Here is a 13,780-nt window from a genome sequence, read left to right on the forward strand (position 1 = left end):
TCTGTGGGGACGCGCAAGTATACCTTAGTTGAGGTGCGCGCCTCACCCTCATGATGAAACAATCACAGGAGTCAGAATGGCAAAGCGTATTCAGTTCAGCGCGCATGGCGGCCCGGACGTCTTAGAGTGGACAGATTTTGAACCCGCTGACCCGGCTGAACATGACGTGCAGGTAGAGCATCGCGCTATCGGGATTAATTACATCGATACCTATGTTCGCAGCGGGCTCTATCCGGTTACCGCTTTTCCTTCTGGCCTGGGAACGGAAGCCGCGGGCGTCGTGTCGCGGGTTGGACGTGGCGTGACATTATTTAAGCCCGGCGATCGCGTGGTCTACTGTCTGGCGTCGATGGGGGCCTATAGCGAAGTGCATAACGTGGCGGAAGATCGCCTGATGCATCTCCCGGAGGCGATCGGCTTTGAGCAGGGCGCAGCCAGCTACCTGAAAGGGCTGACCACGCAATATCTGCTGCGCCAGACCTATAAAATCAGCGCCGGTGAGACCTTTCTGTTTCATGCGGCCGCGGGCGGCGTCGGGCTTATCGCTTGCCAGTGGGCAAAAGCGCTGGGTGCACATTTAATCGGTACGGTGGGTTCCGAAGAAAAAGCCACGATGGCGAAGAACGCCGGTGCCTGGGCGACCATTAACTACCGCGAAGAGAATATTGCACAGCGCGTCAGCGAACTGACCGACGGAAAAAAAGTGGGCGTCGTGTATGACTCGGTGGGCAAAGACACCTGGGAAGCGTCGCTGGACTCGCTGCGTCGTCACGGTCTGATGGTCAGTTTTGGTAATGCGTCGGGTCCGGTGACCGGGATTGATCTGGGCATTTTGAATAAGAAAGGCTCGCTGTTTGTGACCCGCCCTTCACTGTTTGGTTATATCACCAATCGGCAGGAGCTGGAAACCGCCAGTGCCGAGCTGTTCTCGCTGCTGGCGAGCGGCGCCATTAAGATTGATGTACCAGAGCAGCAGAAGTTTGCATTGAAAGAGGCCAGTAAGGCGCACCAGATGCTGGAGAGCCGGGCCACGCAGGGATCCTGTCTGTTAATTCCGTAACAGTCAGCGCCCGGTAAGCAACAAAAAGGGCTTCCCCTGGGAAGCCCTCTTCTTTTTTTTATTTTTTGTTCGCGCTGGTGTAGGGACAGCGGCGATGAATTCGTGTCGAGTCGATGGCACATCGATTTGACGACAGGCATCCTGCCAGAAAACATAAGTAAAAAATATGTTTAATTGCAGATCAGTGCCGAGCAATCTTTCACACTGTGATCGCTACCGCATTTAGCGCCAGCCTTTGCGGTCTAACCTGCTGATCTTACGCCTCAGCTTACGGCGCGCTCGCGCCTCGCTGTCGCCAAAAAGGGCACGATGCAGCCACACAGCAATCACCGCCAGCACCAGCCACGGCAACACTTTAATAACAATTGCAAACAGTCCACCGACAAACATCACGATGGTTGCGACCACCAGTGCCGCCAGCACGCCCAGCAGTGAAACGCCGGTCAGCAATAGCATCAGGAAAAAACCCAATACGAATAAAATTTCCACGTCAGCGCTCCTTTTTGAGATTGATTGTAATAGCTATTACAAGAAACGTGCCAACCGATAACTTATTGATTTAACGCTAATAAGGGTTAAAAAAAGTGTCGTAACCTGGTGAGAAAAACCACATTATGGCGTAAAAAAAACCAGCTTTAAAAGCTGGCTTTCCTGTTCAGGGCAGACATCAGACTTCCTGCGGGACCTTATCCGCAACCAGCGCCAGCGCCGCTTCCAGTACGCGAACATCAGCGCCCGGCTTGTGGGCGTTTTCACTCAGGTGACGTCGCCACTGGCGAGCGCCCGGAATTCCCTGGAATAATCCCAGCATATGGCGTGTGACGTGTCCCAGATACGTGCCCTTCGCCAGCTCCGCTTCAATATAGGGATACATAGCGCGCACTACGTCCACCGGGTTAGCCGCCGGATGCTGACGACCAAACAGCGTCTGATCGACCTGCGCCAGAATGCCGGGGTTTTGATAGGCTTCACGTCCCATCATTACGCCGTCAAGGTGCTGCAGATGAGCCAGTGCCTCTTCCAGCGTTTTCACACCACCATTGAGCGCGATCGTCAGATGCGGAAAATCGCGTTTCAGCTGCCAGACGCGGGGATAATCCAGCGGTGGAATTTCGCGATTCTCTTTGGGGCTGAGGCCAGAGAGCCAGGCTTTGCGCGCATGGATAATAAATGTCTCGCATTCACCGCGACCGGCCACCGTGCCGATAAAGTCGGTCAGGAATTCATAGCTGTCCAGCTCATCAATCCCGATGCGGGTTTTCACCGTCACCGGAATCGATACCACGTCGCGCATCGCTTTAATCGCATCCGCGACCAGATTCGCCTCGGCCATCAGGCAGGCACCGAATCGACCATTCTGAACCCGATCCGAAGGACAGCCGACATTCAGGTTCACTTCATCGTAGCCACGCTGCTCTGCCAGCTTCGCACACTGCGCCAGCGCCGCCGGATCGCTACCGCCAAGCTGCAACGCGACCGGATGTTCCGCCTCGCTGTAAGCCAGGTAATCCCCTTTGCCATGAATGATCGCGCCCGTGGTCACCATTTCGGTGTAGAGCAGCGTGTCGCCGGTCAGCTGACGATGAAAATAGCGACAGTGGCGATCGGTCCAGTCGAGCATGGGGGCGATAGAGAAACGTTGCGAAGAGAAATTAGGCATGAAGCGCAGACAATCCGGTAATTAAGGGTGATGGAATTCTGTGCAAGGATAACACAAGGGCGGGCGATAGTGCATCGCCCGCCCCCGAACAGCCTGAATAACGTGCTTAGAAGTTAAAGCCCAGCTGCATCATCGCACCCCAGGTATTGTTAGCCCCCACAGAGCCGGCCAGATCCAGATGGACAGCTTTGTTAAACGGTGACAGACCAAAACCTGCGGTGGCAACATTTTCGTCGTTAGACCGCATGTCCGCACGATAACCGGCACGCAGCTGCAGCCAGTCAAGCACGCGGTATTCCGCGCCCACTGCCGCATACTGGCTGTTATCCTGCGTTTTGAAGCGTTTGGTTTCGGTCAGATCCACATCGCCGGTCACGGTAAACGGACCTTTATCCCAGGACAGGCCGGTGGTGACCAGCGGGCGAATCTGGTAGGTATCACGGAACCCGTTGACCTCTTTGGTCTGCAGATCGCGCGAAACCAGGTTCTGTCCGGTCACACCCAGCGTCCAGTTTTCAGCAAAGGTGGTTGCCAGACCGGCATCAACGTTAAAGCCGGTGTCGGTGCTGCGATACTGGCTATTGTTGATGTCGTTCTTGTCATAGTTATAGATGCTGGCAGTATAGTTATAGAGCGAGGTTTTCTGCACTTTCGGCGTCACGCCCACTGAGACCGGCTGACCGGCGATAGTGAACTCATGCGCCACCGCCACACCATAATCAATGGTCAGTGCCGCTAAGCCATTCGCACTGGAACGAAGGTTATTTTGATCGCCCGGACGTGGCAGCACCGTTCCGTTAGCGACACCGCGCAGATAGTCGATATCACCCTGGACCACGTTGGCACGGACGTGCGCCGTACCGTAGGCTTTGGTAATAAACGCAAAAGGCAGAGTCTCATTGGGGATCGTGACGGCCACGGCCACGCCTGCACTGCCGTGAGCTTTGTTACCGCGCAAATCGCTGAGCTTGTCAGCAACATCGCCGGAGGCAGCACGCAGTTCAGGGTAGCCACGCAGATAATCTGCAAAAGTCAGATTACCAATCACGTCACGATAGCGATCTACGGTGTCCGTAATATCATCGACTTTATCGATCAGCTTATCTTTGTCAGTCACCTGAATTCCCGCTGAAGGGAAAATAATGCTGACGTTATCGTCAGATTTAGCACGCGTCATTAATGCCGGGTTCGCCAGCACTGCTGAGCCATAAACAGAAGATGCTACGCCGGTCCCGCCCATGGCGTCATTACGTGCATCATACCAGGTCCCTGCCGCCATGGCGGAAGAAGAAAGGAAAAGCGCGGTCGCTGCAGCGGAATACTTCAGCGCTGAACGTTGAGCGGATTTTTTCACCATTTGCCTGCCATCACCTGAGAAATTGTCATTGAAACATTCAACGACTGAATAGTTTGTTAGCTCTATTGTGAACCCTGGCTAACGCGTTATTGCTGTGAATTCAAAGGAAACAGTGTCTTAATTCAAAGGATTGGACGTTTTCCAATCAAAAAACCGTTGTAATTGTTCAAACTGCGTCGGGGTATTTCAAATAATGCCAGACTTTCCTTAAGTCTTTCTGAACATTACTTCTTAACTCAGTGAGATGCAAAGCAAAATACCAACAAATTCCGCTTCAGGTCGATTGAAAATGGATCTGATTTCTCGTCAGATTTGAGATAGATAGCGGCTGAAATGCTTAAAATGCTGCTTTATCAGGCAAATAATGCTGTTTTACCAGGCGAAAACGAACATCAGCGCCGAAAAACTATGTGTGATAAAATAACATCACTTATCCAGCGGAGAATTTTTCATGACAAACATGACGTCGCAGCAAATTTTGATTCAGGCTGAAAAGATATGCCTGCAGCGCGGTGTACGTCTGACTTCGCAGCGTGCTGAGGTGTTGCGCCTGATGGCCGAACAGCCTGGCTCGATCAGCGCTTACGATCTGCTGGATCAGCTCCGCATCAGCGAACCACAGGCTAAGCCGCCCACGGTCTATCGTGCGCTGGATTTCCTGCTGGAGCAGGGTTTCATTCATCGGGTGGAATCCAACAACAGCTACGTCATGTGCCACCATTTTGAGGCACCGGCACATACATCGGTGATGCTGGTCTGTGACCGCTGTGCTGCGGTAACGGAGAAACAGGCGCAGGGCGTGGAGAAGATTATCGCAACGCTGGCGGGTGAAGCACAGTTCGCTTTACGTCATAGCGTGATTGAAGCGCATGGTTTATGTGAAAATTGTGCTGCGGTCGAAGCCTGTACGCACCATGAAAGCTGCGAGCATGACCATCAGGATGAGGGTAAAAAGCGGGGCAAACGCGGGTAATCTGCACATCCTTGTGCTGTTCCGTCCCTGTGCCGTTCCGGGGCGGGCGCACCGGAAAGCTTTTAGCTGATTATCAGCCTGGTATCAGATTACCAGCGGTGATCTTTGTTCTGATCTTCCCAGTCGGTTACTTCACGCTCTGCTTCATCTTTCGCATAGCCATAACGTTCCTGGATTTTGCCGACCAGCTGATCGCGTTTACCTTCGATAACCTGCATGTCGTCATCGGTCAGCTTGCCCCATTTCTCTTTCATTTTGCCTTTGAACTGCTTCCAGTTGCCGCTGGCTTCATCTTTATTCATGGCAGACCTCCAATCCTCGGGGTTTAATGATTATCTTGTTACTTAACAAAATAACGATATAAAGCGCTGGTTAACTGCGCTGCATAGAGTTAATTATAGTAGCCAATTTATTAACCGTGGAATAATACAGAATAATCTGTATCGGCTTGCGTGCAGCCACGACTGACTCAGGCATCAAACCAGCTGTTCTGACGCCAGTGCTTACGCCAGATGAGCCACAGCGACAGGCCGCGCAGCGCCAGGAAAACCGTTACCGCCAGCCACAGTCCGTGATTACCCAGCGCCGGTACGCTGAGCAGCATCAGAAAGTAGCCTGCTGCTGCCACCACCATGCTGTTACGCATCTCACGTCCGCGCGTTGCGCCGATGAACATCCCATCCAGCAGATAACACCAGACGCCGATCAGCGGCATAACGATCTGCCAGACCAGATAGCGGTCAGCACTTTGTTGCAGCGAAGGAAGAGAGGTCAACAGGGTAACAATCTGCGGGCCAGCAATGGCATAGGTCAGGGAAAAGAACAGCGCTACCACCACCGCCTGCCGACAGGCAGAGTGCCAGACACGCAGCAGTTTGCCGCCATCTTTTGCACCATGGGCCTCGCCGGCAAAAGCTTCAACTGCGTAGGCAAAGCCATCCAGCGCATAGGCCGTGAACGTAATGAACATCAGCAATACCGCGTTAACCGCCACCACATCGGGGCCCAGCCGCGCGCCCAGCACGGTCAGCGAGGCGAAACAGAGTTGCAGCATCAATGAGCGCAGCATGATGTCCCGGTTCAGCCGCAGCAGCCGGCCGCTGTCACCGCGCCAGCTCTGCTTCAGCAGGCTTAACGTAATACCGCGCAGCTTCAGGACTCGCCAGACCATGATACCGCCGACACCCAGCGTGATGTACTCCGCCAGCGCCGTGGCGGTTGCCGCCCCCGCGACACCCCAGTGCAGTCCCATCACCAGCCAGAGATCGAGCACGATGTTAACCAGATTGCCTACCACCAGCAGGATCACTGGCGCGCGCGCATACTGCACGCCCAGCAGCCAGCCCAGAATGACCAGGTTTGCCAGCGTGGCGGGTGCACTGAGCCAGCGAATCTGAATAAACAGCGCCGCCTGTGCCAGTACCGCGGGATTACCGCCAACCAGATGGGTCGCCAGCTGAATAATCGGATAACGTAAAGCGATGAACAGTACACCTGCCAGCAGCGCAATCATCAGCGGCTGGGTCAGCGCACGTGCCAGCGCCATTTTATCACCGGCACCAAACGCCTGCGCCGTCAGGCCAGTCGTACTCATTCGAAGAAAAAGCAGCAGCATAAAGAGGAAACTGGTCACAGTGGTCCCGACCGCAACCCCGCCAAGATAGACAGGGCTGTCGAGATGACCAATAACTGCAGTATCGACCACGCCCAGTAAGGGAACGGTGATATTTGAAAGGATCATCGGCAGCGCAAGCCGCCAGAGATTTTTATCCGTTGCCGTGATAAAGCGCATTCGCCGTTCCGTGCTCAGTGTCGCTGCGCAAAACAGGCAGCGACAAAATTAGGGCAGACAGAATAGCATCAGAGAAAGCGAATGCACGCAGCCCTCAGAATCAGAGCCACTCGCCGTTACGCACCACGCCAACCGCCAGACCTTCAATGGTCAGAGACTGTGCACGGGTATCGACAACAATCGGGTCGAAATCGCTGTTTTCAGGCAGCAGATGCACGATAGCACCCTGCTTTTTCCAGCGCTTAACGGTGACTTCATCATCAATGCGGGCAACAACAACCTGGCCGTTGCGCACATCCTGGGTTTTATGTACCGCGAGCAGGTCGCCATCCATAATCCCGATATCTTTCATCGACATTCCGCTGACGCGCAGCAGGAAGTCGGCAGAGGGCTTAAACAGGCCCGGATCGACCTTGTAGTGGGTTTCGATATGTTCCTGCGCCATGATCGGCTCACCGGCAGCAACCCGGCCAATCAACGGTATGCCTTCTGAGGCTTCTTCTTCCATTAGCAGACGAATGCCGCGCGATGCACCCGAAACGATCTCAATGACGCCTTTACGCGCCAGCGCTTTCAGGTGCTCTTCTGCCGCATTCGGTGAGCGGAAGCCCAGTTGTGCAGCAATCTCTGCGCGCGTAGGCGGCATGCCTGTTGAAGAAATATGGTCGCGAATCAGGTCATAGACCTGCTGCTGCCTGCTGGTTAATGCTTTCATCCCGCCCCCTGGTTGTTTATACAGTCGCTGTGAGTATATACAGGTATTGGCGAAATGGAAACCGATTGTCAGGCAAAACGCGGCTTCCGGCGCGATATGGAACGCTTATCGCAAATGTGTCCAGAGCAGCGCGATCCAGACAAAGAGTGCCAGTAAGATGCTGATTAGTACTGCCGCAGATCCCATATCTTTGGCCCGGCCCGCCAGCGGATGATGCTCCTGACCAATGCGGTCGACCACGGATTCAATGGCGCTATTAAGGATTTCGACAATGACCACCAGCACCACCGACCCAATCATCAGGATGCGTGAGACCACATCGACATCCAGCCAGCAGGCGATAATAATGGCGACCAGCGCAGCCAGGGCTTCCTGACGAAACGCCGCTTCATGTTGCCATGCGGCACGCAGTCCCTGCCAGGAGTAACCTGCGGCTTTAATTATTCTGATAAGTCCGGTGGCATTATTTGCCATGATGTGGGAACCCTTTTATCGGTTTGACGTCAATGTCTGGGCTGCGTGCAATTGGCACCACCACAGATCTTCGCTGCACTTTCTGGTATGCTTGCGGCGCTTTGCTAACAAGAGGCTTCATGTTGTCTATGTCAGGTTGGCGTAAACTCTATTACAAATTGCTTAATTTACCACTGTCGTTTTTGGTAAAAAGTAAGGCCATTCCGGCCGATCCCGTGTCTGAACATGGTCTGGATCCGACCCGACCTATTATGTATGTTTTGCCTTACGATTCGAAGGCCGACTTACTGACTTTACGCGCGCAGTGTCTGCGGCATCATCTGCCTGATCCGCTCTCTCCGCTGGAGATTGATGGTTCACTGCTGCCGCGCCACGTATTTATCCACGATGGCCCGCGCGTATTCCCCTACTTTGTGCCCAGCGTCGAATCGGTGAAAATCTTTCACGATTACCTCGATCTGCATCGCAATAATCCTAAGCTCGATATCCAGATGCTGCCGGTCACGGTAATGTTTGGCCGCGCACCAGGACGTGAAGTCCAGGGCGAAGCCACGCCACACCTGCGTGTGCTGAACGGTGTACAGAAGTTCTTTGCGGTGATCTGGCACGGACGCGACAGCTTTGTTCGCTTCTCGCCGACCGTCTCACTGCGCCGTATGGCCACGGAGCACGGTACGGATAAGTCGATCGCCCAGAAGCTGGCTCGCGTGGCGCGCATCCATTTTGCCCGTCAGCGGCTGGCGGCGATTGGCCCGCGTTTACCGGCGCGTCAGGATCTGTTCAACCGTCTGCTGCAATCCAAAGCGATTGAAAAAGCCGTCGAAGATGAAGCACGCAGCAAAAAAATCTCCCATGAGAAAGCGCAGCAGAATGCCGTTGAGATGATGGAAGAAATTGCCGCCAACTTCTCTTATGAAGCGATTCGCGTCACCGACCGCGTGATGGGCTGGCTCTGGAGTCGTCTCTATCAGGGCATCAACGTCAATGGCGGCGAAAAAGTTCGTCAGCTGGCGCAGGATGGCCACGAGATTGTCTATGTGCCGTGCCATCGCAGCCACATGGATTATCTGCTGCTCTCCTATGTGCTCTATCATCAGGGCCTGGTGCCGCCACACATTGCTGCCGGTATCAATCTCAACTTCTGGCCAGCCGGCCCGATTTTCCGTCGTCTGGGCGCGTTCTTTATTCGTCGTACCTTTAAAGGCAACAAGCTCTACGCCACGGTGTTCCGCGAATATCTCGGCGAGCTGTTCACCCGCGGTTATTCAGTTGAATACTTTGTTGAAGGTGGCCGTTCTCGTACCGGTCGCCTGCTGGACCCGAAAACCGGCACTTTAGCTATGACGCTGCAGGCGATGCTGCGCGGCGGCAATCGCCCGATCACGCTGGTGCCGATCTACATCGGCTATGAACATGTGATGGAAGTGGGTACGTACGCCAAAGAACTGCGCGGCGCAGCCAAAGAGAAAGAGGGCTTCATGCAGATGGTGCGCGGCTTACGCAAGCTGCGCAATCTCGGTCAGGGTTACGTGAACTTTGGCGAACCCCTGCCGCTGGTCAACTATCTCAACAAGCGGGTGCCGGAATGGCGCGATGCCATCGATCCGATTGAGCCGCAGCGTCCCAGCTGGTTAACACCGACGGTGAATGATATCGCGGCCAGCCTGATGGTGCGTATCAATGAAGCGGGCGCGGCTAACGCCATGAACCTCTGTGTCACCGCCCTGCTGGCGTCACGTCAGCGCTCACTCACCCGTGAACAGCTGATTGAACAACTGGAGTGCTATACCCAGTTGCTGCGCAACGTGCCTTACTCGCCAAATGCGACCGTACCCGATCTCTCCGCGGAAGCGCTGCTGGATCACGCCATGGGTATGAATAAGTTTGAGAGCGAAAAGGACAGCATTGGCGACATCATCATTCTGCCGCGTGAGCAGGCGGTGCTGATGACCTACTATCGCAACAATATTCATCACATGCTGGTGATGCCGTCGCTGATTGCCGCCATTGTTCAGCAGCATCAGACGCTGAGCGAAGCAGAACTGCTGCGTCAGGTAAGCCTGATCTACCCGATGCTGAAGAGTGAGCTGTTCCTGCGCTGGCAGACCGATGAGCTGCCGCAACTGTTGACCGAACTGAGTCAGGAGCTGGCGCGTCAGGGCCTGATTACGTTCGAAGCCGGCGAATTGCGCTTTTCCTCAGCGCGCTATCGCACGCTGCAACTGCTGGCTGCCGGTGTGCGTGAAACATTGCAGCGCTACGCCATTACGTTCTCCATTCTCAGCGCCAAGCCGACGATTAACCGCGGCACGCTGGAGAAAGAGAGCCGGACGCTGGCACAGCGTCTGTCGGTGCTGCACGGGATCAATGCGCCGGAGTTCTTCGACAAAGCGGTCTTTACCTCGCTGGTACTGACGCTACGCGATGAAGGGTATATCAGCGACAGCGGGGATGCCAATGTCGCACAGACGCTGGCGACCTGGCACATCCTGGCTGACCTGGTCACCAGTGATGTCCGCATGACGATTGAAACCGCGGTGGCGCACGACTGACCCCTGCGTACAGTAAAAAGGCGACCTCATGAGGTCGCCTTTTTTATGCCCAAAACTTCGGAGCAGAAGAATTCTGGAAGCAATGAATAAGCTCAACACGCTTGGAACAGGGTCAGAAGAGGAAAGCGTCCCGCCGCCCGGAAAAAAACGCCAGGCGTTTTTGAACAACGCAACGCGTTGGCCCGGCTACGGGCGCACCTCAGGGATGAGGTGCGTACTAAAAACGCCGGGAGCGTTTTTGAACAACGCAACGCGTTGGCCCGGCTACGGGCGCACCTCAGGGATGAGGTGCGTACTAAAAACGCCGGGAGCGTTTTTGAACAACGCAACGCGTTGGCCCGGCTACAGGCGCACCTCAGGGATGAGGTGCGTAATCGCGCGGGCCGGGCATGCCAGGGATGGCGGCTTTTGCGTCTTTCCGATCTGACCGTGTTTCCTGCGCACGCTCGATTTCGCCGCTAAATCAGCCTTTTTTCGCCCAAAACTCTCTATCAGAACAGCTGACTGAACGGCGGCGTATTCATCAGTACGCCAAGGAACAGCACCATCCCGACATAATTGTTATTCAGGAAAGCCTGGAAACAGGGCTGGCGTTCACGCCCGGCGATCAGCTTCTGCTGGTAAACAAACAGCGCAGCCGCAAGCAGCAGCGTCCAGTAGAAGGCGCCATTCAGATGCAGCATCATGCCCACCAGCGCCATCAGCAGCAGAGTGGCCAGTTGCAGCAACCCAATAATCAGCTTGTCGAAACGGCCAAATAAAATCGCCGTCGACTTGACGCCAATCTTCAGGTCATCGTCCCGATCGACCATCGCATACTGCGTGTCGTAAGCGACCGTCCAGCAGATGTTGGCAATAAACACCAGCCAGCATACCAGAGGTAAGGACTCACTAACTGCGGACCATGCCATAGGAATCGCCCAGCCAAATGCGGCCCCCAGCACCACCTGCGGCAGATGGGTGTAACGCTTCATAAAGGGATAGACCCAGGCCAGCGCCAGCCCCACGACGGAGAGCATTATCGTCATCAGGTTCATGGTCAGCACCAGCGCAAAAGCTATCAGCGCCAGGATCACGAACAGCAACTTCGCCTCTTTGGCACTCACCGCGCCGCTGGCCAGTGGCCGGTGCTTCGTACGTTCGACATGACCGTCTACTTTACGGTCGGCGTAGTCATTAATCACACAACCGGCCGCGCGCATCACAAACACTCCGGCAACGAATACCACCAGCACCGGCAGCGGCGGGATCGCCATGTCAGCCAGCCATAATGCCCAGAGCGTGGGCCACATCAGCAGCAGCGTCCCAATCGGTTTGTCGATACGCATCAGGCGAGCGTAGGCCCGCCATTTATTCATACTTAAGCTCGTTTGCACCACAAAATCCTCAGACCAGATCGCGATAGAGCGGCGATGCCGGTAAAAACAGTTCAGTCAGCAGCAGCGGTTTGCCAGAGAGACGCAGGCGGGAACGCCGTCCCCATAATCCGTCCACCTGCCCCGGCTCAATAAAATCGCGGGTCAGCGTCGACGACGAAAAAAGATAGCGCCCCAGAGGACGGGTGCCGAGCTGTTGCAGCATCGCCTCCGGCCCATTGAGGGTGCTTTCCGGCACCAGCGTGCGACCCGCCAGCCAGGGCTGATCGTCGCCGGACAGCAGCACTTCGCGCAGCCAGAAGCGTTCATCGTCTGGCAACAATGCCCTTTCCTCACCCAGCTCGCTGGCGTCAATAAAGCCTTCACGCAGCGGCTGAACCGTGACCCGCTGACAGTGCTGTTCAAAGCGGCGCGTCATCGAATCCTCCTCCATCAGCCAGTCGAGCAAAGGCGGCGCAAGGGTGGCCTGCGACGGAGAAAGCCAGTTGAGCGAACGTAATAAGCTGAGTGCGTCTTGCGACATGGCACCACTCCCGATAATTTTCAGGACGCTAGTTTAGCGCAGAGCGGCGATGCGAACACCTGCCGTCGTGTCAGACGGCAGGTGGATTACTCGCGTTTCAGCCGGTTACTGTTGGCCAGCCACAGCGTGACCACCAGAATCAGAATCGCCGCTGAGTAGCAGAGGGTATCGAAGGGATTTTTATGGTCGACGATAATCAGGCGGATGATGGCCGTGATACCGATATAGACAAAGTAGCGCAGCGGAAAGTGATAGCCCGACTGAAAGTACTTAACAATCAGGGCAATAAATTCGAAGTAGAGGAAATAGATAACAATTCCCTCAATCAGCAGGTAAGAAGAGGCCTGCTCACCGGTGTTAAACAGAACGTTTGCCAGATGGATAGTTTCTTTGCCTAAAAAGACGATCAGGATGATCGCCAGACTCAGCAGACCCAGATTCAGCACCCATTGCAATACCGTTGCAAGGTGGCGGGCCAAAGGATTTTTGTCACTCATGTTGCGCCTTTTGAAAAGGAGTTATCAGCGCGCGATATCATGCGTCAGTGTGATGCAAATCACAATAACCCTAAGCTTCTACATCCACACAGAGCGCGTCGTACCGCCAGTATTCACAGTCGCAATCAATCACCTCTTTTAGCTGATTGCGGTTGATACGGGTGATGAGCAGACCGGGACTGCCCGGCGCCACATTCAGCGTAGGTGCGGCAATCTCCGGCAACGGGCCAGGCAGAATGGTGAAGCGCGCGCCGCCGTAGCGAATACCGTAGCGCTGGTCATAGAGATCGGTCAGGGAGCGGGTCAGATCTTCATCGAGCAGGCCAGGGAAGAAACGCGGATTAAGGTAGTGTTCTACATAGAGTACGGCGCGCCCGTCGATGCGGCGCAGGCGGCGGATGCAGTAAACCGCCGAACCGGGTGCCAGCCGCAGCGCGGTCGCGACGCTGTCGTGCGCCGCAACCTGCTCAGCGGCGATCACCTCAGTGGTCGCCTGCCGTCCCTGCTCCCTCGCCATGGCATGAAAGTGGCTGTGATGCAGCGGATTGTAAATCAGACGTGGTGGCGCGATAAACCAGCCGCGGCGCAGTTCCCGGTAGATCATTCCCTGGGCTTCCAGCTTGCCCAGCGCTTCCCGCAAGGTAATCCGGGTGGTGCTGAACGCCTCGCTTAAGGCACGCTCCGCCGGCAGCCGCCCGCCGCTGAACTCCCCCGCCTGAATGCGCGTCAGCAGTGCGCTGGCTATCGCATCCGCCGTTTTGAGTGCTATCGACTCCACAACAGTAGCCTCATTTTGGTGCG

Annotated in this window: 14 protein-coding genes; 3 read left to right on the forward strand and 11 right to left on the reverse strand. The window is 55.3% G+C overall.

Going from position 1 to position 13,780, the window contains the following annotated elements:
• Positions 1-76 precede the first annotated feature (76 nt).
• On the forward strand, positions 77-1,060 hold the full coding sequence (locus tag ACTJKZ_RS15955) for a quinone oxidoreductase (RefSeq protein ID WP_161733527.1): 984 nt from the start codon (positions 77-79) through the stop codon (positions 1,058-1,060).
• A gap of 222 nt (positions 1,061-1,282) precedes the next feature.
• On the opposite strand, the gene pspG is transcribed toward ACTJKZ_RS15955, so the two are convergent.
• From pspG to ACTJKZ_RS15970, 3 genes are all read right to left on the reverse strand, one after another.
• A complete protein-coding gene (pspG, locus tag ACTJKZ_RS15960) occupies positions 1,283-1,549 on the reverse strand; it encodes an envelope stress response protein PspG (protein ID WP_161733525.1) in 267 nt (88 codons plus the stop codon).
• Positions 1,550-1,727: 178 nt separating this feature from the next.
• Complete coding sequence (dusA, locus tag ACTJKZ_RS15965; protein ID WP_161733523.1) at positions 1,728-2,720, reverse strand: tRNA dihydrouridine(20/20a) synthase DusA; 993 nt, start codon at positions 2,718-2,720, stop codon at positions 1,728-1,730.
• A gap of 106 nt (positions 2,721-2,826) precedes the next feature.
• Entirely contained in the window at positions 2,827-4,077 is a 1,251-nt protein-coding gene (locus ACTJKZ_RS15970; protein WP_161733521.1) for a conjugal transfer protein TraF, read from the reverse strand.
• Between the two features lie 451 nt (positions 4,078-4,528).
• On the opposite strand from ACTJKZ_RS15970, the gene zur reads away from it, so the two are divergent.
• A complete protein-coding gene (zur, locus tag ACTJKZ_RS15975; RefSeq protein WP_285086705.1) occupies positions 4,529-5,050 on the forward strand; it encodes a zinc uptake transcriptional repressor Zur in 522 nt (173 codons plus the stop codon).
• A gap of 89 nt (positions 5,051-5,139) precedes the next feature.
• On the opposite strand, the gene ACTJKZ_RS15980 is transcribed toward zur, so the two are convergent.
• From ACTJKZ_RS15980 to ACTJKZ_RS15995, 4 genes are all read right to left on the reverse strand, one after another.
• Positions 5,140-5,352: a CsbD family protein gene (locus tag ACTJKZ_RS15980; RefSeq protein WP_440829830.1), complete on the reverse strand. Its 213-nt coding sequence runs from the start codon at positions 5,350-5,352 to the stop codon at positions 5,140-5,142.
• A 167-nt stretch (positions 5,353-5,519) separates the two neighbouring features.
• Entirely contained in the window at positions 5,520-6,842 is a 1,323-nt protein-coding gene (gene dinF, locus ACTJKZ_RS15985) for an MATE family efflux transporter DinF (protein ID WP_440829831.1), read from the reverse strand.
• Positions 6,843-6,942: 100 nt separating this feature from the next.
• Positions 6,943-7,557 carry a transcriptional repressor LexA gene (lexA, locus tag ACTJKZ_RS15990; protein ID WP_013359774.1) on the reverse strand — a complete coding sequence of 205 codons (615 nt, stop codon included), beginning with the start codon at positions 7,555-7,557 and terminating at the stop codon, positions 6,943-6,945.
• Positions 7,558-7,662: 105 nt separating this feature from the next.
• A complete protein-coding gene (locus ACTJKZ_RS15995; RefSeq protein ID WP_161733515.1) occupies positions 7,663-8,031 on the reverse strand; it encodes a diacylglycerol kinase in 369 nt (122 codons plus the stop codon).
• A gap of 128 nt (positions 8,032-8,159) precedes the next feature.
• On the opposite strand from ACTJKZ_RS15995, the gene plsB reads away from it, so the two are divergent.
• Positions 8,160-10,583 carry a glycerol-3-phosphate 1-O-acyltransferase PlsB gene (plsB, locus tag ACTJKZ_RS16000; RefSeq protein ID WP_161733614.1) on the forward strand — a complete coding sequence of 808 codons (2,424 nt, stop codon included), beginning with the start codon at positions 8,160-8,162 and terminating at the stop codon, positions 10,581-10,583.
• Positions 10,584-11,074: 491 nt separating this feature from the next.
• On the opposite strand, the gene ubiA is transcribed toward plsB, so the two are convergent.
• The 4 genes from ubiA to ACTJKZ_RS16020 form a co-directional block, all read right to left on the reverse strand.
• Positions 11,075-11,941, reverse strand: coding sequence for a 4-hydroxybenzoate octaprenyltransferase (ubiA, locus tag ACTJKZ_RS16005; RefSeq protein ID WP_202604921.1), 867 nt, complete (start codon positions 11,939-11,941; stop codon positions 11,075-11,077).
• Between the two features lie 28 nt (positions 11,942-11,969).
• Positions 11,970-12,482, reverse strand: coding sequence for a chorismate lyase (gene ubiC, locus ACTJKZ_RS16010; protein WP_161733513.1), 513 nt, complete (start codon positions 12,480-12,482; stop codon positions 11,970-11,972).
• Between the two features lie 86 nt (positions 12,483-12,568).
• Positions 12,569-12,979, reverse strand: a complete 411-nt coding sequence (psiE, locus tag ACTJKZ_RS16015; protein WP_013359769.1) for a phosphate-starvation-inducible protein PsiE — start codon at positions 12,977-12,979, stop codon at positions 12,569-12,571.
• Between the two features lie 70 nt (positions 12,980-13,049).
• Positions 13,050-13,757, reverse strand: a complete 708-nt coding sequence (locus tag ACTJKZ_RS16020) for a UTRA domain-containing protein (RefSeq protein WP_222924726.1) — start codon at positions 13,755-13,757, stop codon at positions 13,050-13,052.
• Positions 13,758-13,780 lie beyond the last annotated feature (23 nt).

It is taken from the genome of Pantoea sp. 22096, from assembly GCF_052045955.1.
In the GTDB taxonomy this organism is placed as follows: domain Bacteria; phylum Pseudomonadota; class Gammaproteobacteria; order Enterobacterales; family Enterobacteriaceae; genus Pantoea; species Pantoea alfalfae.